At 62.5% G+C, this 23,493-nt stretch carries 15 protein-coding genes and 2 pseudogenes; 3 read left to right on the top strand and 14 right to left on the bottom strand.

The features are described 5' to 3' along the window. Positions 1 to 112 precede the first annotated feature (112 nt). A complete protein-coding gene (locus ACVWW1_RS45230) occupies positions 113 to 679 on the top strand; it encodes a hypothetical protein (protein ID WP_456660342.1) in 567 nt (188 codons plus the stop codon). 102 nt (positions 680 to 781) lie between these two features. Here the strand turns inward: ACVWW1_RS45230 and ACVWW1_RS45225 are convergent, their stop codons facing one another. Continuing rightward, entirely contained in the window at positions 782 to 1,714 is a 933-nt protein-coding gene (locus tag ACVWW1_RS45225) for a glycosyltransferase family 92 protein (protein ID WP_456660341.1), read from the bottom strand. Further along, positions 1,612 to 2,034, bottom strand: a complete 423-nt coding sequence (locus ACVWW1_RS45220; RefSeq protein WP_456660340.1) for a hypothetical protein — start codon at positions 2,032 to 2,034, stop codon at positions 1,612 to 1,614. Before ACVWW1_RS45220 ends, ACVWW1_RS45225 begins: the two co-directional genes overlap by 103 nt. Positions 2,035 to 2,572: 538 nt before the next feature. Here ACVWW1_RS45220 and ACVWW1_RS45215 point away from each other — a divergent pair. After that, complete coding sequence (locus tag ACVWW1_RS45215) at positions 2,573 to 3,451, top strand: hypothetical protein (RefSeq protein WP_456660339.1); 879 nt, start codon at positions 2,573 to 2,575, stop codon at positions 3,449 to 3,451. A gap of 349 nt (positions 3,452 to 3,800) precedes the next feature. Here ACVWW1_RS45215 and ACVWW1_RS45210 read toward each other — a convergent pair whose 3' ends face one another. From ACVWW1_RS45210 to ACVWW1_RS45165, 10 genes and pseudogenes are all read right to left on the bottom strand, one after another. After that, positions 3,801 to 6,671, bottom strand: a complete 2,871-nt coding sequence (locus ACVWW1_RS45210) for a glycoside hydrolase family 99-like domain-containing protein (RefSeq protein WP_456660338.1) — start codon at positions 6,669 to 6,671, stop codon at positions 3,801 to 3,803. A 607-nt stretch (positions 6,672 to 7,278) separates the two neighbouring features. Next, entirely contained in the window at positions 7,279 to 9,315 is a 2,037-nt protein-coding gene (locus tag ACVWW1_RS45205; protein ID WP_456660337.1) for a tetratricopeptide repeat protein, read from the bottom strand. Further along, entirely contained in the window at positions 9,312 to 10,658 is a 1,347-nt protein-coding gene (locus ACVWW1_RS45200) for an HlyD family type I secretion periplasmic adaptor subunit (protein WP_176532477.1), read from the bottom strand. The genes ACVWW1_RS45205 and ACVWW1_RS45200 overlap by 4 nt, the downstream gene beginning before the upstream one ends. Then, a complete protein-coding gene (locus ACVWW1_RS45195; protein ID WP_456660336.1) occupies positions 10,648 to 12,882 on the bottom strand; it encodes a peptidase domain-containing ABC transporter in 2,235 nt (744 codons plus the stop codon). Before ACVWW1_RS45195 ends, ACVWW1_RS45200 begins: the two co-directional genes overlap by 11 nt. Positions 12,883 to 13,078: 196 nt before the next feature. After that, positions 13,079 to 13,693, bottom strand: coding sequence for a class I SAM-dependent methyltransferase (locus ACVWW1_RS45190; protein WP_456660819.1), 615 nt, complete (start codon positions 13,691 to 13,693; stop codon positions 13,079 to 13,081). 346 nt (positions 13,694 to 14,039) lie between these two features. Next, positions 14,040 to 15,182 (bottom strand): calcium-binding protein, encoded by a 1,143-nt coding sequence (locus ACVWW1_RS45185; RefSeq protein WP_456660335.1) that lies wholly within the window; start codon positions 15,180 to 15,182, stop codon positions 14,040 to 14,042. A gap of 70 nt (positions 15,183 to 15,252) precedes the next feature. Further along, positions 15,253 to 15,927 (bottom strand): calcium-binding protein, encoded by a 675-nt coding sequence (locus ACVWW1_RS45180; protein ID WP_456660334.1) that lies wholly within the window; start codon positions 15,925 to 15,927, stop codon positions 15,253 to 15,255. A gap of 203 nt (positions 15,928 to 16,130) precedes the next feature. Further along, a complete protein-coding gene (locus tag ACVWW1_RS45175; protein ID WP_456660333.1) occupies positions 16,131 to 16,628 on the bottom strand; it encodes a calcium-binding protein in 498 nt (165 codons plus the stop codon). Positions 16,629 to 16,655: 27 nt separating this feature from the next. Next, positions 16,656 to 16,775: pseudogene (locus tag ACVWW1_RS45170) on the bottom strand (calcium-binding protein); the annotation flags it as partial. A 68-nt stretch (positions 16,776 to 16,843) separates the two neighbouring features. Beyond that, positions 16,844 to 17,104, bottom strand: a pseudogene (locus ACVWW1_RS45165) (calcium-binding protein); the annotation flags it as partial. Here ACVWW1_RS45165 and ACVWW1_RS45160 point away from each other — a divergent pair. Next, positions 16,994 to 17,524, top strand: coding sequence for a hypothetical protein (locus ACVWW1_RS45160; RefSeq protein ID WP_456660332.1), 531 nt, complete (start codon positions 16,994 to 16,996; stop codon positions 17,522 to 17,524). The pseudogene ACVWW1_RS45165 and the gene ACVWW1_RS45160 sit on opposite strands and share 111 nt — an antisense overlap. 550 nt (positions 17,525 to 18,074) lie before the next feature. Here ACVWW1_RS45160 and ACVWW1_RS45155 read toward each other — a convergent pair. Both ACVWW1_RS45155 and ACVWW1_RS45150 read right to left on the bottom strand, forming a co-directional pair. Beyond that, positions 18,075 to 19,232 (bottom strand): glycosyltransferase family 4 protein, encoded by a 1,158-nt coding sequence (locus ACVWW1_RS45155; protein ID WP_456660331.1) that lies wholly within the window; start codon positions 19,230 to 19,232, stop codon positions 18,075 to 18,077. Continuing rightward, positions 19,229 to 23,407 (bottom strand): heparinase II/III domain-containing protein, encoded by a 4,179-nt coding sequence (locus ACVWW1_RS45150; protein ID WP_456660330.1) that lies wholly within the window; start codon positions 23,405 to 23,407, stop codon positions 19,229 to 19,231. The genes ACVWW1_RS45155 and ACVWW1_RS45150 overlap by 4 nt, the downstream gene beginning before the upstream one ends. Between the last annotated feature and the right edge of the window lie 86 nt (positions 23,408 to 23,493).

Below are 23,493 nucleotides of genomic sequence, written 5' to 3'. Positions count from 1 at the left end.
CGATGAAGATTCAACCGGATCTCATCGTGGCTTGACGAGCCGCGACCGCCTTCCGACGGTGGATTGGCAACCAGCCGCCAGACAACAAATCGAGAAACCAAGGGATCCCGCCATGAACATCGCAATGGACGGCCAGGAACAGACATTGTTCAAAAGCTTCGTGGATCTCTCGACGCGCTATCTGGAATTCGGGTCGGGCGGCAGCACCTGGCTCGCCTGTCAAACCAAGAAGGAGTGGGTCATTTCCATCGATTCCTCCTCGGAATGGCTCTCCAAGGTCGCCGACGCCACGCGCGGTGCGAGCACCCAGCCGCAGCTGCTGCACGTCGATATCGGCAAGCTGCGCGAGTGGGGTTACCCGGTGGAGAAGGAGAAGGAGAGCTCCTGGCCCGACTATCACGAACGCATCTGGGAGCGTCCGGAAAGCAAGACGGCGGACTTGTACTTCGTCGACGGCCGGTTTCGCGTGGCCTGCTTCGTGCAGTGCGTGCTGCACGCCGCGCCGGGAGCCTTCATCGCAATTCACGACTTCGAGAACCGTCCCCACTACCATTCGGTACGGACGGTCGCGCGGGAGATCGCGCGTGCCAACAATATGTCCGTCTTCCAAAGGCCGCCAAGGATCGACGTCGATGCGGCACAAGCCCTGCTCGCGAAATACCGCCTGGAGCCGCTATAGCCGACCAGAGCCGCTGTGGCCGGCCGCTACGGTCGACGATCAGTTCAATGCACAAAACAAAAGGGCGCGCCGATTGGCGCGCCCTTCTTGTTTTCCCCGGGTTCAGCTCTGGACCAGCTTCTTCAGCTCCGGCAGGAACCGCTGGATCGTCGCGTCTTCGATATCGTTGCGATCCCGCAACGTGAAGAACTCCATCGCGCGGATCTTCTCGGGATCGCCATCGGCGAGCGGCCTGCCGCGCTCACGCTTCTTCAGCAATTGTTGCCGCGACTTGGTGTAGTAGTGATTGATGACGAGCTTGTCCCGCTTGGGAGCCGTACAGCGGCCGCCGATCGGGAAAACGGGCGTGCCGTCTTCCTGGACGTAGCACCCCAGGACGAGCGATTGATGAGGATGCAGGTAGGACACGATGGTGTCCGGCCGAATGATCGACTTCATGATGAAATGATCCGGGAAGTCGTCCGGAGCGCGACGCGTGAAGGACTCGATGCACAAGCCGGCCGGCTTCGCGTCGTGACCGTTCGATCCGAAGTTCAACCAATGCACCGCCACTGCCGGCGCTGATCCAACCTCCGCCAGGACGTCCTTGATGTTGCCGGCCTTGGTCGGAAACAGGTACTCATCGGCATCGATGAAGGCGCACCATTCCGAGCAATTGCGATAGCTGTCGATCGCATGAGAGAACGCGCGCATCTGGCCAAATTCGCCCTCCACGAAATGATAGGTGATCATTTCGGGCCAAGGGAAGGATTCGATCACGTCGCGCGTGTTGTCGGTGCTGCCGTTGTCGTAGAGGTAGAAGTGATCGACTCCGACCAGTCTGTGAAAGTGCAGCCATTCCAAGAGGTCGTCGCCCTCGTTCTTGATGGCGCACACGGCGGCCAGGCCGTGCTTCTTCCGATCGACCCCGACATAGAGCTTCTTCGCCTCCATCACGCGCAAGAGGCCGGCGAACTCGCGCCGCAGATTTTCGCTTTTCGGGGCCGCAGCGAGCGCGGAAAGATAGACGTCCTGCGCTTCGTGAGCTGATCCCATGTTGAGATCCGCGATCGCAAGGCGATGCAATATCCGCGAGTCGGACGGCAGCTGCTTGACGAGGTCGAGAAGGATTGCGCGCGCGCTCCGGCGAAATCACATGCCTGCACAAGCGCTGCCGCCTTTGCAAACTGGAATTCCTTGTAGTGGCCGTATTGCTGCTCCAACTGCTCGACCGATTGGATGAGGTCGTCGGGCTTCGGATTTGCGATCCGCCCGGAAAAGAAATCTCGAAGCCTTGTCTCGATCTCACTTGCTGGAAGCGTATCGAGATTCACGCCTGAGCTGAAACTAGACAATGCAGGAATTTCCATGTCCAACCTGAGCCGCTCCCCACGAGATCAACAAGCAATTACCATTGGTTCGCACCACGAATTCCCTATTAGCGCACTTATCCTACAAGAATAAGGCTATAACACGTAGCGCTCACATTTAACTGTTGTAAGGTTATTTCGAGGAAAATCAATACAATAGAAGCAGAGGGCTCGCTGTCATTTGCACGAAACCGTCGCACCGGACGGGAACGATCGGAGGTCGCCAATGAACAATGAGAATGCAGCAGTCCGTAAGCCGTTCGCGCTTACGAGACGGATGTTTTTGACATCGTTATCCGCAAGCCTCCTGCCCGGCTCGCTCAGCGTCCTGGGTTCCAGCCATCCTGCTGCGGCCGCGGCACCCTCCCGGCCGCTGGTCGGAGCGATCCGATGGGACGCCTGGTATGCGCCGGGCTCGCAGCCGACCGAAGCCATGAAGCAATCGCTCGGTCCCGAAAAATATCGCTGGCGAACGCCGTTCTTCGGAACGCAGATGAACCGCGATCCCAACGCGCTCGATTTTTCGGCTTCGATCGAGGCCGAGATGGACAAGGAGATCGACCAGGCCATCTTCGCAGGGCTGGACTATTGGGCGTTTGCCGCCTACGGCGCAAACCACCCGATGTCGAAAGCCCTTTACGCGTTCAGAGCCCGGCCAAAGGCAGCCGAACTGAGATACTGCATGTTCACCGAGCTCGGGCGATGGGGATCGGCAGCCAAGCTGTCTTCACTGCCCCAGGAGCACATCGGCCTCATGGCGGACAAGAACTATCTGAGGGTGGAGAATGATCGGCCGCTGTACTTCCTGGGCTTCATCAAGGGAGCGGACGTGCAGCGAAGCTGGGGGGGCGTGCAAGGTCTGCGCACCCAGCTCGGCAAGTTCAAATCCGACGCCAACGGCGCCGGGCTTGCCGATCCTTACATCGTGCTGGCGGGAGACACGAAATTCCTGAGCCAGGAGGCCGCCAATCTGGGCGCCGATGCGGTCGGGTCATATGCGATCACAACCGGCAACGGCCGCGGAAGCTTTGCAGATCTTGCGAAGTATGCCGAAAAGGGCTGGAACGATCTGGCCGCGAGCCAGGTCCCGGTCGTGCCCACGGTGATGACCGGATGGGACAGGCGCCCGCGCATCGAACGTCCCGTGCCCTGGGAGACCAAGCAGCGTCCCGGCGATGGGGTCACTAATTTCTACACCGCGCCAACGAAGAAGGAATTGGCCGGCCATCTGGCGCAATCGATCAGCTGGGTGAACAGCCGTGCGCCGGATCGCCGGGCCCCCGCGGTGCTGATCTATGCCTGGAACGAAAATGACGAAGGTGGCTGGCTGGTCCCCACCGTGCCCTGCCAAACCGATCGCCTGGAAGCGCTGCGCGAAGTTCTTAAGGCGACCGCAAAGACGGCGTCGAAAAACCTCTGCTAAAGCATCATGAGATTAGGTTGAGCTGGAACGGCGTCGAAAGTTCACCTCTCCCTTTGGGAGAGGTCGATTTGCACAGCAAATCGGGTGAGGGGTTACGGTCTATCGAGAGAGCAAGAGCCCTCACCCGGATTGCACCGGACGATGCTTCGCATCGCCGAGAGCAATCCGACCTCTCCCCGCTGGGGAGAGGTGAACCGAAATCGCGGCAAGCCGATTCAACCAAAATTCATCCCGCTCTAGGTCGGTCTTAGAGACGTGTGTCGCGGCTTGCGTGAAGCCGCGCCGCACTCTCAATCAGGGCTCCATTCCGATTGCATCGGAACGGACAAGGCCGGCTTTCCGTCTCCGATCAGCGCCAACGAAGCGGCCTGGTCCGATCGTTCGACTCCACCGTCCGATGTTCCGGATGATAGGGCGCGTAGATCTGCTTGACCCAATAATTGAAGTTCGGGTGCAGCTTCACGAAATCGTAGAACGAATCGCCGAAATTGGACGGGCTGAGGCAGGTCTTGTTTTGCGGCCGCGACGAGATTGCATTCAGGCAATACGACTCCATGCAAGCCTTGGTCTCACTCTCGGCCACCTTGCTCAGACTTCGGAAGCTGTTGGTTGAGTGAAGTCGATACAGATAGCGGTCGGACTCGAGATAGGTCGGCTCGACCTTGGTGACGGCGCGCAGGGCGAAGTCCCAGTCGTGACAGTATTTGAGGTCGGCGAGCCAGCCCACCTGCCGCAGCAGTTCACGGCTGAAGACGAAGTTTCCGGTCGACGCGGCAATCTGGGAATCCAGGAATGTCCATGACAGCGGCGCACCTGCGATCTGGGCCCGATCGATTGCATAGCGCAGGCGCGTGGGAAACTGGTAGTTGCTGATCGACTTGCCGTGCTCGTCGATCGGCTCAACGGCCGAGAAGCCGAAGAACAGCCGCTCATTGGCATATTGATCCGCGAACAGCCGAACCCGCTCCTTAGAAAAGGCATCGTCCGAATTCAAAAGGAAGATCATGTCGCCGCTCGTCAGCGACAATGCCCTGTTCCAGGTGTAGTGGGCGCCAAGGTTTTGCGGATTCTTGAGCAGCTTGCAGGAAACAAAGCGCTTTCCAAACGACCGCTTCTTGATCACCTTCTGTGCGACTTCAAAACTCTTGTCCGGCGAATGGTCGTCGACGATGACGAGCTCGATGTCGGCAAAAGTCTGCTGATAGACAGTCTCGAGGCATTCCTCGAGATACTGCTCGTGCTTGTAGCACGCGATGACGACACTTGCGAGCATCGGCGGCGACCTCAACGTCTCACGATGATCGAATGGCGGGACCGCACCAGCGCGCTGGCTCCGTCGCCGGACCTCCAGGACCGCGAGCTGATATTCACCATCCGGCAAATCCCGAATCGAGAAGGACAGCTGGAAGCCGAAATAGCAGTCCTTGCTTTCGGCCTTCATATACTCCTTCACGTCCACGCGCTCGTGCCAATCGACGATCAGGCAGTACCCGCTATTGACCGCGCTATCCGGCGCAAACGCCGACAGCACCAGGAATCCCGTTCGTTGCCGGCTTGCCTCGAACGTATTGCCCGCGCAGATCCAACCCCGCACCAAAATCTCGAAGCGCGGATCGACGATCACCCGCTCGCCCGACTGAGAATTGATGTTCTCGATGACCAGCAATGAACCTGCCGGATTATCGGATGCGCCTTCTGCCTCGACCGGCGTGCCGTTCCTGACGCGCTGCACGCCCGAATGAGTGAGACCTGATCGGTGAAGGTTTGCGAGCACTTCGACATGGGTCGAAGCCTCCTTCACCGCCCACTCGAGCTCCTGCCTGCTCAGGCAATCGAGCAGATCCGGGCTATTCCGGATCTGCGCCGAAATCGGCTCAGCCGAAGCCACCCTTCGCACGACGTCGAGAAACGCTCGTCCATGACGCGAATCCGGCTCGAGATGAGCACCCTCCGCCCACTCGTTCCAGGAATTGATGAACACCAATGACTCGGAGAAGCTGTTGCCCTTGGCCCGCAGCGTCGCGTCGCGAAGCCAGACCTCGAACGCCTCCGGACTGGACCTGGTGAAGACGTGACCGCGCGCGCCCTTGCGGGGCGTATTGTCCCAGCGCGGCATCACGGCAGGAAAGAACGGGAAATCGTAGGTCTTGCCGATCGACGATCGCATCGCATCGACATAGTCGTACACCTTTCCGGCGAAGGTCGGCGGAGCATCGACGTCGGCCGGCGGCACCTCCCGGGTCGAGACCGTGTGCGGCGGAAACTCGATCGCAGCATCACAATTGACGTCACGCGGATCGAACTCTCCGAAGGTCATCGCATTGCAGATCAGCAGCTCGCCGATTCCAAGCTCTCTGGCCCTCTCGCGCCAAATCTCGAACAGACGCTGCTTGTCCGGCAACAATGACGGCCTGTAGACGACGATGATCTTTCGACCATCGACAGTGATGTAACGCTCATCGAGCAGCAGGTCGGCCATGTCGTCGATAAAGCGGACGTCGTCGTCGAGCGAGTGATTTTGTCCCAACAGGAGCTCGGCATCCGAGCCGTCCCACCGGCGGGACCAGTTCTCGTTGGCCCAGCAGATGCAGAAAGGCAGGTTCGGCTCGCCGTCCTCGAGCAGGAGCTGAAGCGGCTTTTCCAGCAGCCGTCGTCCCTGAAACCAGTAGACGTAGTAACAAAATCCATCGATGCCGTATTTGCGCGCGAGATCGCCCTGCTGGCGGCGCGTTTCCGGCAGCCGGACGTCATAGAATCCAAGATCGGCCGGCAACCACGGCGATTCGTGAGCCGGAAACTGGGCGCGCATGCGCGCGACGTTGGTCCACTCCGAGAACCCCGGTCCCCACCACCTGTCATTTTCTTCAAATGAATGGAACTGCGGCAGGTAGAAACAAATGTAGCGCACCTCTTTGGTGGCGACGGCCGCCGGTCCGGCAATTGTCCTGTTGTCGTTGTTCGGAAACAGCAGATCATCGTAGTCTTCGATCGCGAAGCCTAACGCTACGACCACTTCGCTCGGCGTAAAATTCTCGAACAGCGGTATCTCGTAGTATTCGCCATCGTTCAGGCTGATGCGCAGATAGATCTGCGCATGCTTGGGCTCCACGAGCGTGTTTCGGAGGGCGCGCGCCAGCCGACGGCGCACACCCGGCGTGGATAGATCGATCCGGAATCCTGGACGTCCGATCACGCTCCGCGGACCGATGCGGGCCGGCATGGATCGGCCGGTGCGTCCCTCTTCGACACAGTGGGAAGCGACAAAGAGCGCTATCGAAACCGTTGAAGCTGGCGACTGGGCATCGACAATCCAACCCGAGATTCCCCGCCCCGAATATTCGAGGATCGCGCCACGCAATCGCGATCCTGACTGGAGATCGCTGATATCGGGATCCAGGAACAGGCTCTGCGGATGGTCTTCCTGCTGAACCGGACTGGCAACGGGCAACATATCCTTCGTATCCCTGACGCTCCGTTCGACCATCTTGTTCATTGCCACTCAATCTCCTGCCAACGTTTAACGCCGGCTCCGGTTTCCTTCCCGGTCACGCGGACGTTCGACCCCGGGATCACATTGCCTGACACGCTCCAGATCGTGACCTCTCGGTTCTTATCGATCATCTTCACACAACCAGAGGTGCAATGAGCATTTATTCCGCGAACCCACATTAACGCAATCTCTCTATCGTCGATATGAAAGCCATTGTTAGTTCTGCCTAGATTGTCACGCGGACATGCACGCTTCAGTGCCTTCGCGCCCAAAAACAAAGCCGTGTCACTGTCTCTGCCATTGCCTGCGCGCGACGTGATGTCCGCCTCCAACAATCTCAGCCGACGCTCTCGCCCATCGCCTGCAGACGACGCAGCGCACCTTCGTTGTTCTGTTGCGCCGCCTGTCTATACCAGCGCAGCGCCTGATCGCGGTCCTGCGCGACGCCGTTGCCGGCACGCAGTGCATCGCCAATGGCGACTTGGGCTTCGGCCATGCCCTGCTCCGCAGCTGCCGCGAACCACTCGGCCGCCTTCGCCGGATCGGCGTCGCGGCCCTGACCTCGCCCGAGCATCACGGCAAGGTTGTATTGCGCGGTCGTATGGCCCTGGCGCGCCGCGGCCTCGTACCATTTCACGCCCTGGGCAAGATCCTGCTCGATGCCCTGCCCGGTGCAATACATCACCGCGAGCTTGAACTGCGCTGCGGCGCTGCCGCCATCGGCAGCCTTGACGATCCAGCCGGCTGCCGCCTGCGGATCCTTGAGGGCGCTCTTGGGATCGGAATACAGCAACGCCAATGTGTGCTGGGCCTCGACATGGCCGGCACTTGCCGCGCGCTTGAACCATTGGGCCGCGGCCGGTAGATCGACGGCGCCACCGGACCTTCCCATGTGAAGACCGCCCAACTGGAATGCCGCGGCGGAATGACCGACCTCGGCGGCATCGGTGAGCAACATGCGCGCTTGCGCAAGACCCGCTTCGGATGGCTCCTGCTGGATGAGAAACAGGGCATAGGCCGTCTTTGCATCGGCGTCGCCGCCCTTGGCCGCCTTGCTGAGCCATTCGGCAGCGCGCACCTGGTCGCGCGGCACACCGTTGCCCGCCGAGTAGAGCCGGCCGAGTTGCACGCCTGCGGCGCTGATGCCTCCCTCGGACGCGCGCTCGAACCACTTGATCGCGGCCGCGACATCGCGCGTCACGCCGTTGCCGTTGAGATAGAACACCGCGATGTTGTGGGCCGCCGTGGCATGGCCGCTCTCGGCGGCGCGTTCGAACCATTTCGCAGCCTGACGGATGCTGGGTGGAACGCCGGTGCCGGTGGCGTAGAAGCGCCCGGTAAAGAACTGCGCCTGCGCGTCGCCGCGCTCGGCCGCCTTCTCGTACCAGTACGCCGCCTCGCGCAGATCCGGCTCGGCGGCGGTGCCGAGGGCGTAGAACTCGGCCAGCGCCTGGATCGCCGGCAGGTAATCCTTCCGTGCCGCCTTGCGCAGCGCGGTCTCGGCCTTGTCGAGGTCCTTGGCCACCCCTTTGCCGCTCAGCCGCAACAGCGCGATGTTGTAGAGCGCGATGTTATCGTCATGGGCAGCGGCACTCTGAAACAGTCGCGCGGCCTCTTCGACATTTTCGGGCAGCCCGGTGCCCTTGAGACACATGAAAGCGAGCGCAACCTGCGCGCGCACATGCCCCTGCTCCGCGGCCTTGTGATACCAGATCGCGGCCTGCGCAAAATCGACGGGAACACCGCGTCCCTGATAATGCACGTCGCCAAGCGCAAATTCGCCGGCCGCCGCCTTCTGCTCGGCCGCGGCCTCGTACCAGCGCAGGGCAACAGCGTGATCCTTGGTGCAGCCTTGCCCGTTGGCGTACATGTCGCCCAGGAGCGCCTGTGCGTCCGCCTTGCCGGCCTCCGCCGCCACCGACATCCAGAGGAAGGCGGCGTCGAGGTCCCTGGGCACGCCGATTCCGTTCGGGAACACCAGATCGTGCAGGTTGGTCGCCTTGTCACCCAGCCGCGCTGCGGTGGATTGCCGCCACATCTCGGGCCTGTTCGGTCCGAGCGCGGCCTGAAACCCGTGGAAGTAGATCAGGCCGAGCTGGAATTGCGCGTCGGTGTGTCCGTTCAGGGCGGCGCGCTCATACCACGCGACCGCGTCCGGAATGTTGCCGATGACGCCCTCGTTCCGCGCATAGAGCAGTCCGATCCGGTAATCCGCCTCCGGGTTGCCCGCGCGCGACGCAAGCCGCCACAAGCGCAACGCCTCCAGATATTGCCGGTTCTCGTAAGCCTCCAGCCCCCGTTCAAACTGCGATGGGTCTGAACGGGAGGAACCGGGCCGGAGCAAGTCGAGAAGGGATCGCGTCGATACCGTCATGGCTCGCGCATTGCTTCTTTTGCACTGCGCAGCATGCCGCCGAGCAGATACATCGCCACCGAACGGGTGCCGACATTGACATCGCCCTGCAGCGTCATGCCGGGAATGAGGCGGAAATTCTTCGGAACGTCCTTGAAGTTGGTCTCATCGACCGAGCATCGCGCCTTGTAGTAGGCATCGACCGGCTTTCCGTCGTCATCGGTCGTGAAGGCGCCTTCGCTGATCCAGCGAATCTTGCCCTGCGCGGTACCGTGCTCCGCCGCGTTGAAGGCGTCGACCTTCATCGTGCAGGGGTCGTTCGGCCGGACGAAGCCGACATCGCGCGACAGGATCTGGATCTCGGCCTCGAGCCGGGTCTTGAGCGGCATCAGCGTGATGAAGGGATCGCCCGGCTTCAGGACCGATCCAACCGAGAGCTTGGCAAGGGTCAGGACGACCGACGGCTCGGCAGCCGTCCACCGCACCAGGTCCTGATGCTTGATGGCCTTGTCATAGTTCGAGCGGGCGGTATCCAGGCTGTTGCGCGTCGTGACCAGATCCTGGCTCAGCTGCGCATTCCATTGCTCGGTGAAGGCCTTGCGATCGGCCTTCAACGATTCCAGCTGGTGTTGCGCTTCCAGCAAGGTGTTGTGCGTGTTGTCGATCTGGCGCAGCAACTCCAGGCGATTATCCTGAGACAGATACAGGTTCAGCTTGGACCCGCTGCCGCTTTCGGCAAGCGTCGAGCGCATGTCCTCGATCTTGCCGGCGATCTCGGCACGTTGACTGTAACGCTCGTCGTCCTTCTTCGACTTCTGGATCGTCGCTTCGGTCTGGCTGATCTTGGAGTCGTAGCTGTTCACCTGCGCGTTGTACTGGGCGACGCGCTGGTCGTAGAGCGCCTTCTGCAAGGCGTTGTACCGGGTGACTTCCGGATCGTTGGACTGACCGAATGTCAGCGGCTTTCCGGACAATTCGGCCTCGTCGCGGGCAACCTGTGCGTCAAGGCTGGCAATCTGCAGCTTGTACTGCGTGACATCGGCCACGGTGAAGGTCGAGTCGAGCGTCGCGAGCAGCTGACCCGTCTCAACCTGCTCACCTTCCCGAACATCGATCGTCTTGATGATCGATGCGTCCAGGGCCTGCAGCACGTTGATCTGATCGACCGGAACGATCCTGCCGCCCACGCTTGTGATGACCCGATCGACGCGCGTGAAGCACATGATCGCCACGACGGAGACCAGGAACGCCGACAGCACGAACAGCGTCGCGCGAGCCAGCAACGGCTCGGCCGCCTCGCGGATGGCATCGGTTTCGGACTGGAACTGGCGAACGGTCGCGAGCGAAGCCTGATTAGGAGACAAGGGTCGGACTCCTGAAGTTCTTCTCGTTGCGGCCCGCCGGCACGAGATGCGTATTCTGCTGGTACCAGAGCGAGCTATAGATGTCGTTTCGTTCCAGAAGCTCGTCGTGGCGCCCGATGTCATTGACCACGCCGCGATTGAGCACGAGGATGGCATCGGCCTTCGTGAGCGACGACAGCCGGTGCGAGATGATGATCAGCGTGCGCCCCTGGGCGATCCGCGAAATATTCGCGTTCACGATCGTCTCGCTCTCGGCATCGAGCGCGCTCGTCGCTTCGTCCAGGATCAGGATCGGAGGATTGACGATCAGCGCTCGCGCGATCGCGAGGCGCTGACGCTGCCCGCCGGAAAGATTCGTGGATCCCTCGTAGATATAAGTCTCGTAGCCGCGCGGCAGCTTGTCGATGAACTCCTCGGCGCCGGCCAAACGCGCCGCCCTGACAATGTCGTCGAAGGTCGCATCCGGCTTCGCGGCTGAAATGTTCTCGCGGATCGTGCCGCTGAACAGGAAGTTCTCCTGCAGCACGACGCCGACGTTGCGCCGGAGATGGTCGACATCGTATTCGCGGACATCGATGCCGTCGACCTTGATCAGGCCGCCGTAGTCGGAGTGCAGCCGCTGCAACAGCCGCGTGATCGTGGTCTTGCCCGAGCCGCTCTTGCCCATCACGCCCAGCGTGGTGCCGAGCGGAATCTCGAACGAGATGTTGTTCAGCGCCGGCGACACCGCCCCCTTGTACTTGAACGTGACGCCGGAGAATTCGACCAGTCCCTTGAGCGGGACCCGCACGCCATGGCCGGAACGTCCCTCCTCAGGCGGCTGATTCACCAGCCGGCCGACGATCGTGACGGCCGTGCGCGCCTCGTCGTACTGGTTGATGAGTTGGGCCATCTGCATCAGCGGGCCGGCAACGCGTTGCGACAGCATCAGAAAGGCAAACAGCGCGCCGACATAGACCGGATCGCCGCTCGACACGGCCAGGTAGACACCGAACGCATAGGGCGCACTCACCGCCAACCGTTCCAACGGACGCACCACCGTCTGGATCGCGGTTCCGGTCAGGCCTTCGGCAAGACGCGCCTTGGCGACGCGCGCCACAAGCACATCCCACATGTGGCGCTGCCGCGTATCGAGCGCCAGCGATTTGATGGTCCGCATGCCGTTCAGGCTCTGGATCAGGAACGCGCCCTGTGCGCCTTCGGCCGCCAGCGTTGCCGAGGACTTCTTCCGGTAGGTCGGGAGCATCAGGATAAGCCAGGTTACGATCACCCCGGCAAAGGCAAGAACCATCAACGTCATGATCGGGCTGAAGAAGAACATGACCGGCAGGAAGAAGAACAGCGTCGTCGAATCGAGAACGGTCCCGAACAACTGCCCGGTGAGGAAGCCGCGAATTCGAAACACCTCGCGGATGTCCCGCGAAATCAGGCCGACGGCGTTCTGTTCGAAGTAGTCGATCGGCAGATTGAGCACCTTCTCGAACACATAGGTCGACAATTTGACGTCCAGGCGTGCCGTCAGGCGCTGCACCAAATATTGCCGCAGGAAGGTGAACGCCGCCTCGAACATGATGACCACGAACATGGCGATGCACAGCACGTAGAACGTGTTGTAGGCCTTGTAGAAAATCACCTTGTCGGAGAGCAGCCGCCAGAACATGATCGGCGCCAGGCCCATGAAGCCCAGGATCAGCGCCGCGATCGCGACGTCGCGCAGGATCCGCCGTTCGCGGAACAGCAATGCGGTGACAAAGCCGAAGCTGAACGGCTGGGTCTCGTCGGAGATCTCGTAATCGCGCTTGGCCATGACGACATCGCCCGACCAGATGTCCTCAAAGCGCGGTTGATCGATGACGAGCAGCGCATCCTCGCTCGCGTTCGGATCCTGCAAGACCACCCGGGTGCTGTTTTCATCGCCTTCGAGGCGCAGCAAGACCATGTGGCTGCCATCGCGCAGGCGAACGATTGCCGGCAGCGCCCGCTTGAGATGGCTCAGCCCCTTCCAGTCCAGCGTGACGGCCTTTGCCGTCATGCCCGAGGAATTCGCGCACTTCAAAAGCTCGGCAAGCGTGACTTCCTGGTCGTCCAGCAGATTGTCATGGATGAGCTGGGACGGCGTCAGGTGCAAACCATGCTGTCTTGCCACGATGACGAGACAGGCGAGACCCGAGGGCGGCAGCGCCTCCACCGAAGGTGCGCCGACGAGCGAGAGGTGTTTGGTCATGGAAGCCTCGAGGTTTCGACTGCGCAAGATCCGGTCCTTAGCGAGATATAACTTATCACTGTTAGTTCGCTAACGCAGCATTTTCAGCGCATGGTTCCGAAAAGATGTGTGTCGCAACAAGCACAGAAGCCGGTTCCGGCCATTGCTATCGGTGGTTTAACCACGGAACCCTTATAACATTATTTAACATCAACAATCACGGGGCGACGGTCTCCGTCTCCCGGAAGTCGAAGCCGCAGGCCTCGAGCTGCGGCCGGAGCCGCCTCTCCTGGGCCTCCGGCATGAGCGCCAACGCGCAGACCTCGAAGTTCCCGCTGCGAACGGACACCGTCGGAAACCCGGCGCTCAGCAGCAGGTTTCCCATCCGGTCGCACGAAAACCCGGTCTTGTGCGCCATGTGGTGGCGTCCCTGCTCGATCGCGCCGGAATGGCCGTAGATCATGTCAAGCGGCCGTATCGGACCGGCCGGCGAGACATAGGCGACCGCACCGAGACCCTGGGTCAGCATGTGCTGAGCCACCGCCTCCAGGTCGGGCGACATGATCAGCGCGAACCCGTCCGGCTTGAGAACCTCGCGGAACTGGACGAATGTGGGATGTATCTCATGGGCATAGAGATGCTCCATCAGATGGGAGCACCAGATCGCGTCGAACGACGCCGGCCGGCACAATTTCGCGAGATCGGTAATCGAGCCGACGATATCCGGACTCACGCTGCCGTCGACATCGAGGCGAACCTCCTCCCACTCATGCGACGTCAGGAGCGGCTGGATCCGCTTGGCAACCGTCGATCCAGCGCCGGCGTTCAGCATTTTCTTCTTGGCCAATTCGAGAGCTCCGCGGTTCGCGCATTAAGCGGCTGATTTCTGCAGCGATCGCTCGTCCTGACCGAAGTTGCCGGCGCCGCGGGAAAACCATCGGCCACGGCACCACCCAATCGAGCGAGCCACACGCCTTTACAAAAGCTACGTGGTCCGAATGTGACGAACTAACGTTCTAACGTACGTTAACGGGCTGCCTGGAGCGGAACTTGAGACGGAGCTCGCCCGATCCGACGCCGAATGATCGACAAGTTCCGATCACCCTGTTCGCACACCAACGAAAGCGCCGTCCAACCGAGGTCGAGACGGCCCCCTCACTTCGTGAAGACCTGGGATGTTACAACCTGGTCGAGTGGCCATCGTTGAAGATCAGGTATTCGATGTTGCTGATCTGGGTCACCTGGCCATTGCTGAAGTTGATGTCCAGAGAACCGTCCTTGCCTGCACTGATGTCGGTCACGTCGGTCGAGGCGTGATCCGGGAAGGTCAGCGAGTCCTTGTTGCCGGCGCCACCGTCAATGGTGTCTTTGCTGTGGAGGTTGGACAGGTAGAAGTAGTCCTGACCCGAGCCACCGACCATCGAGGCCGTGCCCGTGGCGGAGCCAACGAACGACGAACCGCCATTGCCGCCGATCAGCGTCTGCATGCCCGAGCCGGCAACCATCGTATCGTGGCCGGAGCCGCCACGTAGCGTGTCGTTGCCGGCACCGCCATAGAGCGAGTCGTTGCCGTCACCGCCGTAGAGCGAGGTCGCATGCGAGGCATCGCTGCCCGAGTAGAGCACGTCGTTGCCGGCGCCGCCGTATTCCGCAACAGTGCCGGTGCCGCCCACCAGCAGGTCGTTGCCCGCGCCGCCATCCAGCGAGCCGGCACCGGCACCGCCATAGAGCGAGTCGTTGCCGGCACCGCCATAGAGCGAGGTCGCGTGCGACACATCGCTGCCCGAATAGAGCACGTCTTTGCCGCTGCCGCCGTATTCGGCAACAGTGCGGATACCACCGACCAGCAGGTCGTTGCCGGCGCCGCCATCCTGCGAGTCGGCACCGGTACCGCCATAGAGCGAGTCGTTGCCCGCACCGCCGTCCAGGATCGTGCCGTGCGATGCATCCGAGTGCGAGTAGATCGCGTCGTTGCCACTGCCACCATACTCCGCAACAGTCCCGGCAGCGCCGATCAGCAGGTCGTTGCCGGCACCGCCGTCCAGCGTGTCGGAACCGATATTGGCAGGACTATACCCTGCACCGGCAACCAGCGTGTCGTCGCCCGCACCGCCATCGAGCAACGTGCCGAGCCCATAACCGGCGCCTGACTTGAGAACGTCGTTGCCGCTGCCACCGTACTCCGCAGCAGTGGCGGTGCCGCCCTGCAGCAGGTCGTCACCGGCGCCGCCATCCAGCGTGTCGGCAACGCCACTGGCACCACCTTCCAGCGTGTCGTTGCCGTCACCGCCCGACAGAAACGAGCCGTACCACGCAAACAAGTTCGCGTAGAGCAGGTCGTCGCCGGCGCCGCCGTAGATCTGATCGCTGTATGTGCCGGCGACCAGCGTGTCATTGCCCGCGCCACCGTCGAGAAACTGGTTGCCGAAACCCCGCGCTCAACCAGTCGTCACCGGCGCCACCATACAGGCTATCATCGCCCCAGCCACCGAGCAGCTCGTCGTTGCCGCTACCGCCGTAAAGCGCACTGGAAACGCTCGTATCGAACACCGGGCCGCCGGACAGCAGCGTGTCGTCGCCGCTACCGCCAAACAGTTGCGCTGAGGTACCGCCCCAAAGCCAGTCGTTGCCGGCGCCGCCGTCCATCGTTTCGTGACCCACGCCGCCGCCGTACACCGTGTCGTTGCCAGCGCCGGCAAGAACCGTCGTCCCGCGGTTGTTGTTAAAGGTGATTTCGTCGTTGCCGGCGCCGGTCGCGATCAGCACCGGGGCGGCGCCGTTCACGGTCAGCGTCACGTCGCTCTTGGTGGCTTCGATGATCGCCTTCAGGTTGGGATCAAGCTTGATCGTATTATTGGCGTTGGTTTCGATCAGAACGTTGGCGTCCGGATCCGGGTTGCTGATCCCCGCCCCCACCTCGACCGGGATCGTCGCGCCGTCATCCGGGCTGGTGTAACCGATCCCCGCGCTGATCAGATAGTCGAGAATCTGTTGCCGGGTTGCGTGATCGATCGTGGAGCTGATCGCGGCCTTGAGCCCCGTCTGATTCAGGTTTTGCGTCACCATCGATGGAGCCCCTGCTTCGACGCGCTACGTCATCTCTAAGCAAATACTCAAATTATCTCGATGACTCACAATTGGAGCAGGCTGCAAGACTATCAGACAACATTTTCGAGCACCACCTGCAATCGAAAAAAAGCGCCGCCTCAACCATGGTTGAGGCGGCGCCTTGGCTTAGTGCAGAGCTAGTTTAGTGCAGACCTGGGATCTTACAGCTTGGTCGAGTGACCATCGTTGAAGATCAGGTATTCGATGTTGCTGATCTGGGTCACCTGGCCATTGCTGAAGTTGACGTCCAGAGAACCATCCTTGCCCGCGGTGATTCCGGTCACATCGGTCGAGGCGTGATCCAGGAAGGTCAGCGAGTCCTTGTTGCCGGCACCACCGTCAATGGTGTCGCTGCTGTGGAGGTTGGACAGGTAGAAGTAGTCCTGACCAGAGCCGCCGACCATCGAGGCCGTACCGGAGGCGGAACCAACGAACGAGTCGTTGCCGCCGCCGCCGAGCAGCGTCTGGTTGCCCGAACCGGCGACCAGCGTGTCGCTGCCGGAGCCGCCATACAGCGTGTCGTTGCCAGCACCGCCATAGAGCGAGTCGTTGCCGTCACCAGCGTAGAGCGAGGTCGCGTGCGACGCATCGCTGCCCGAGTAGAGCACGTCCTTGCCGGCGCCGCCGTACTCGGCAACGGTGCCGGTGCCGCCGACCAAGAGATCGTTGCCGGCGCCGCCATACAGCGTATCGGCACCCGCACCACCATAGAGCGAGTCGTTACCCGCACCGCCGTCGAGCCGCGAGCCGTGCGACGCATCCGAGTTCGAGTAGAGCGCGTCGTTGCCGGTGCCGCCGCTGAGCAGATTGTTGCCCGTACCGCCCCAACCAGCACGTCGTCGCCGCGACCGCCCACCAGATCAGACGACGTACCGCCGTAGAGCGTGTCGTTGCCGGAGCCGCCGAGCAGCGTGTCGGCTCCAGTGCCGACCAGCAGATCGTTGCCGGTGCCGCCATCCAGCGTGCTGTGACCGGAGGCGTTGTCGACAAGCACGTCATTGCCGGCACCGCCGCTGAGCGAGTCATGACCCGCGCCACCGAAGATCGTGTCATTGCCGCCGCCGGCGAGGACCGTCGTATCGCCGGTGTTGTTGATGAAGACCTGATCGTTGCCGGAGCCGGTCGCGACCAGCACCGGGGTGCTGCCGTTGACCGACAGCGTCACGTCGCTGTTGGTGGCCTCGATGATCGCCTTCAGGTTGGCGTCAGTGTTAACAGTGTTATTGGCGTTGGTTTCGATGAGAACGTTGGCAGCCGGATCCGGGTTGGAGATCCCGGCACCCACCTGCACCGGAATCTGCGTTCCGTCGTCCGGGCTGGTGAATCCGACCCCTGCGTTGATCAGATAGTCAAGAATCTGTTGCTGGGTCGCGTGATCGATCGTGGAGTTGATCGCGTGTTTGAGGTCAGTCTGGTCGAGATTGTAAGTCGCCATCGATGTAGCCCCTGCTTGGGATACGAGGATTCAAGCCGCTCGCCCCCACTTAAGCTGTTGATTCACAACTGGTTTGTTGCGACGCAGCTCAAATGTGGACACAGGTTACGAACTTGTTAAGTCCATTGTTAAGTCCTCAATACCGGAGTGTCAATCAGCAATGCGCTATTAACGTCTGGTTCCATGAGACTTATGTGAGACTTAGCACCACCTCGGTCGCGGACTAACATTCAACGCAGGCAGCTCACAAATGTTAGCCGCAATGCAAAAAAGGGTAGTGATTATACGGGGTTTCATCCACTCCCAAGATGGCGCCAGGGCGCGGAATTTCGCAGCCTTTGCGCGCGCTTCGACGCGATTTTCTGATCTGAAAAAATATTTCTGCGCCGCGTGAGAGCTTTTTCAGAAAAGCGTCAAACATCACAACCGGCCGGCACGCGAGCGGCGTTATGCCGGGTTCTGGTTGCAGGCTGCGAGCGTCAAGCGGACAAAAACCGGGGAATCGATCGTAGAATCGGGGTAATTGAGCCGCTCGCCCAAAGCCGGAGGAGGCGGGTTCAAGCATCCGATATAACAAATTAACATCAGATTCGTCGGAACCCGTTAGGGACAAGAGCGCGGCAACGGCAAGACGGAGCCCGATTACGCGCGAAGCAACCGTCTGCGGCAATCATCCAGCGGCGGCACGCGCGTAGATGGCCTCGAGCAGCCGCAGATTCTCGTCCGGCGCGTAACGATCGAGATAGGCGGTCCGTGCAGCCTGCCCCCATGCCGTTGCGAGATCGGGCGCGCCCAGAAGCTCAACAATCCGCTGTCTGAGCCCTGCCGTATCGCCCGGCGGCACCAGAGCGCCGGTCTTGCCGGCGCTCACCACCTCGGCAAGTCCGCCGATCTCGGATGCGATCACCGGCGTACCCTGCGCGAAGGCTTCGACCACGACCATCGGAAATCCCTCGTACCATAGCGACGGCACGACCAGCGCCCGGGCACTCGCCATCTCCCGAAGCACGTCTGCACGCGAGAGCGCGCCGAGGAACCTGACATTGGCGGGCGCCCGAGCTTCGAGCGCAGCGCGCTCTGGTCCTTCACCGACGATCCGCAAGGGCATGCCGGTCCCCGCAACAGCGTCGAGCAACACGCCGACGCCCTTCTCGCGGCTCAGCCGTCCGACATAGAGCAGCCCTGTGCGCGGCATCGCCGGATCGGGTGCACCCGGATCGGCCATGAAGTTCGGCTTCACGTCGATCCGGCCGGCATCGAAGCCGGCCTGCGTGAACAACGTTCGGGCAAACTGCGTCAGCGCAATCAGGCGCAGACCGGGACGCGTCCAGGTGCCGCGACGCTGGTGCCGCGCGATCATGTGGGCCGAGGCCAGCGAGCCCGGCAGCGATCCGCGGTAGCAGCGATGGGCGACGCCCCAGAGATGGCCGCGGTCCAGGCACTTGTGGCAGATACGGCCGTCGCGCAGCAACATGCCACCGGTGCAGATGGTGCGATAATTGTGCAGCGTCACTACCGCAGGCACGCGCTGTTGCCGGCAGACATCGAACACGGCGGGCGAGAGCAGCGGAAAAAAATTGTGGACGTGGACGATGTCGGGACGAAAGCGGTCGAGCGCCTCCGCGACGGCCCGTTTTCCCTCCGCATTATCGGCGATCGACAGCGTCGTCGCGATCCGCGCGGCAAGCGAATTGATCGCCTCGTTGCTGACCGTGAGCGTCTCAACACTGTGTCCTGCGCCGCGCAACAAATCGACTTCGGCCTCGAACACGACGTCCTCGCCGCCGCGGCCCCCCTGATACCGGTTGTGAGCGACCAGTATCTTCATGATCGGCGTGCCGGCTCGGGAAACCAACGCAGCTCCGTCACCAGGCTTTGGCCGGCGGCCAGCGTTCCGGAACCGATCAGCGTCGTCGCCGGCACCTTGAGATCGAACGACGGCGAATACCAGCCGGCCGGCACGGTTTCGTCACCGCGATACACTGTCCAGCTAAGCGCCGCCGGTAGCTCGAGCTCGCCGTGTCCGCCGGGCCATGACAGCTGCGCAATTCGTCCTTCGAGCTTGCATTCGACGTCGGGACCAAGATGCCAGCTGAGGCTCGCCGGCACCGCAAGCCCCTCATCGGCAAGCACAATATCGGTGACGACGAGCCGCGCCGCCTGACGCTGCAATTGCACCGAACGGCGATGCACGAGACGATCTGCTGTGTCCTGATATCCCGAATGCTCCGCGACCCAGCTTGCGTCCGCATCACGATCGTCCAGGCCACTCGACGCAATCAGCCGGCTCTGCGCATGCCGCGTCCACAGAAACGGCCCGCCCGACACCGACTGGTCGCTCCCGAACAGACAGAGCGTGTTGTGCGCCAGCGTGGAACGGAAATAGGCCCGCCATCGCGGATCGCCGTGATAGCAATAGGTGCCGGGGTCGGCGAGGATATCGACGCCGCCGATCCGGCATTCGAGCGACAGCGCATCCGCATGCGCATGCCCCGCAATGCGGCCGAAGCCATGCGGGCCGTGATCGCAGCGGCACCACACCGCTCGGTCGGCATCGACGAGAAAGGTCTGTCCCGCCTCATCAAGCAAATGCGGGCGGCGCGCGGGCCGCGCGGCGATCGCACGCGCCTTGATGCCGTCGGTCAGAAAAAACGTGCGCAGATCGGGCTCCGGCAGCTTGGGCCACCACGGCAGATCGCCGAACAGGCGCGCGCCGGTGCCGAGCAAACCGAGCCAGCGATTGCCGGCGTGATCGTCGAGCAGCAGGCCAATGCCCTCGTCGCCATCACCCTGACGCGGAGGACGCGCGCGGTCGTCGAGCATCGCGGCGATGACGTCGCTCATGCGGCACATCGTGGTCCAGACCATGTCGCCCAGCTGGTGCCCGGACGCTTCGCCCTGCACTGCCGCGGCCAGCAGCAGTTCGAGGACAAAGCCGTGATAATCGGTCGCGAGCTCACGATTGCTGCCGCAGGCGAAGGTTTGCGCAACAGCCTCGTCTGCCAGCGTCCTGGCGGCATTCTGGCGCCACAGCGCGCTGTCGCGGAAAAAGGGAAACACACAGGCCGCCGCAAACTGCCCGGCAGCCTCCGCGATGATGTGGTTGTTGGCGGAGGAGCCACGGCTCGGGATCTGCGACAGCCAGTATTGGTGCGCATAGAGCTGCGTCAGGAACTGGTCATTGTCGTCGAACAGCGCAGGCGCGCCGGGCCAGTTCTGTAGCAGCTGGCGCACCCAGGCCCACGAGATCAGCCGCACGCCGAGCTCGATGCCGCTGATCCAGTGCGGGCCGCGCGGAAACGGATTTTCGCGCCACCAGCTTGTGAGATGCGCGGCCACGCGCCTGGCGTAGCGTTCGTCCGAGGTCAGGTAATACGCCGATGCGAGCACCGTGAGATGGTGGTGACGCGACGGCTCCCAGATGTATTTGATGTTCCCGACCGCGGCTTCGTCGCGATAGGGCACCGCAAACGCGTACACGTCAGCGGGCGCCCGCTTGCCGCTGCGGACATCGACGAACCAGTCCGGCCGCTCGCCCAAAGCATCATGATCTCTGGCGAAGACCTGCCAATGTCCGGCGAGAATCCGGTCGGCAGCATGGATCAGCCGCTCGGTGGCCTGCTGCGGAGCGTGCGCCGGCAAAGGCAGCAGCTTCAGCCGCGGCTGCCGCGGGCCCGGGACAAGCCGGGCGCTGGCGTGCCGTGCGACATCGGGCGGCGTGATGCGCCAGAGCAGGCGCAGCAGCTGATCGTTCACCCGGCCCGCAAGCTCGGACGGCTCCATGCGCTGCAGCCTGCGCAGATACCAGGCCGGATTCATCTCACGCCGGTCGATGCGCGCGCGACGCCCTGCTCTGCTGCGCCGATCGTTAGATCGACCGGCATCCCGGCCGGCGGCGCTCTCCTGCACCGCGAGCGTTGCGCGGGTGGTCGCAAGCAGCGATTCGGGCCCGATCGGCATCGCGGCCCCCGATGCGACCGCGGCGATGAAGGCATCCAGCATCGGCCGCTGCCCCTTGTCGAGCCGCGCCTTCTTCGCGGTCCGCTGTCCGGCGTGCCAGACCTCGAAGCCCGCGAAATTGTCGAAGGCGGCAAAGCCGGTGCTTGCCGATATTTCGAGCGCCTCCTTCGGCACACGCGGATCGCCGCCAGTGAGATAGCTGAGGCTCGCAACCGAGCCGTCGGAAAAATCGAACGTGGCGACGAGATTGTCGACGTCCTTGCCCACGGTACGCGCCGAGACGCGCACCGGCTCGGCGCCGAGCCACCAGGACAATACGTCGATGAAATGGCCGCCCTCGCCGACGAAGCGGCTGCCCTCGCTCTCGGCCTGCAGATACCAGGATGTTTTCTCCAGCGGGCCGGCGATCACGCGATATTGCAGCGCCTGCGGTCCCACCGGCGCGAACGCCGCGCGCATGCCCTGCAGCAGCGGCGAGAAGCGGCGATTGAAGCCGACCATCAGCCTGTTGTTGCCGGTCTCGCGGATCACCTGCTCCAACTGATCGAGCGAGCTTGTGTCGATCGCGAGCGGCTTCTCGACAAACACCGCCTTGCCGGCGCACAGTGCTTGGGTCGCGAGGTCGGCGTGGGAGGCATGGCGCGTTGCGATCAGCACGGCATCGATGTCGTCGGCCTCGAGCACCGAGGCCGCATCCGTCGAGGCACGCGCGAAGCCGAACTTGCGCACCGCGGTGGCGCCGCTCAGGCCGGTGTTAGTGGCGACCTCGACGAGATCGACGCGCGCGTGATTTGCAAGCTGCGGCAACAACATGCTGGAGGCATAATTGCCCGCGCCGATGACGCCGAGCCGGACCCGGCCGCTGCGCAGCGCAACGGCCGGACGATAGACCATCTGCATCGCGCGGGGAGCGGCGTCCGGATAGGCGAACACCATGCCGAGACCAACCTCGCCCCGGCTCATGCGCTCGAATGCCGACGTTGCCTGCTCCAGCGGCACCACTTCGGAAATCAGCGACGAAAAATCTAGCCGCCCATCGGCGAGCAGAGCGACGATCGCCTCCATGTTGCGCTTCTCGGTCCAGCGCACATGGCCGATCGGATAGTCGATGCCGCCCTCCTCGTAGAGCGGATCGTAGCGGCCGGGGCCGTAGGAGCGCGAGAATCGAACGTCGAGTTCCTTGTCGTAGAATTCGTTCCACGGCAGGTTCAGCGTGCATTTGCCGATGTCGACGATGCGGCCGCGGTCGCGCAGCAACGCGGCCGAACGCGACGCGAGATCCGGATCGTCGCTGCCCGCCGTGATGAACACGCAATCGACACCGTTGCCCGCGGTCAGCTGGTCGATCCGGGCGCGAAACCCGGCCGCAGCATCATCAGATGCGACCGCGCAGATTGCGGCGCCCGCCGCCTCCGCCTGACGACAGCGCGGCTCCAGCCTGTCGAGCCCGACGACCACGACACCGGCGCTGCGTAGCAGGCGCACCATGATCTGCCCGATCAGTCCGAGGCCGATCACGCAGGCGGTCTCACCGAAACCGATTTCCGACTGGCGCATAGCCTGTAGCGCGATCGAGGCGATCGTCGTGAACGCGGCCTGGTCGAGCGCTGCACCGTCTGGCAGCGGCACGCAGAGGTTCACCGGCACCCAATTAAGTTCAGCATGGGTTGCATATTGATTGCCGCCGCAGCAGACCCGCGCTCCGACCGAGAAACCGCCGACCCCCTCGCCCACCTCCACGACGGTGCCCGACAGCGAATAACCGAGCGGCGTGTAGGAATCGAGCCGGTTCATCACCTTCTGATAGGTCGCAAGCAATCCCTGCTGGCGGACCGAGCGCACCACCTTGGCAACCTGATCGGGGCGCGCACGCGCCTTGCCGAGCAGCGACAGCCGGCCTTCGGTGAATTTCATCATCTCGGTGCCGGTCGACACCGCCGAAAATGCCGTGCGCACCAAAACCCCACCGGGGCGGCAGCGCGGCGCCGGCACGTCGATCAGCTTGAGCTCGCCGCTCTTATAGTTCTGCGCGATCTGCTTCACGGTCGGATCAATCGCCTCAAGTTAACAGTGCCCGTTGTATCGCGCCCGCCGCCCGCAACGAAGCCGGGAACATCGTCATCGTTATC

The sequence above is a fragment of the Bradyrhizobium sp. JR3.5 genome (assembly GCF_054057015.1).
This window is presented reverse-complemented; position numbering and strand designations above follow the sequence as displayed.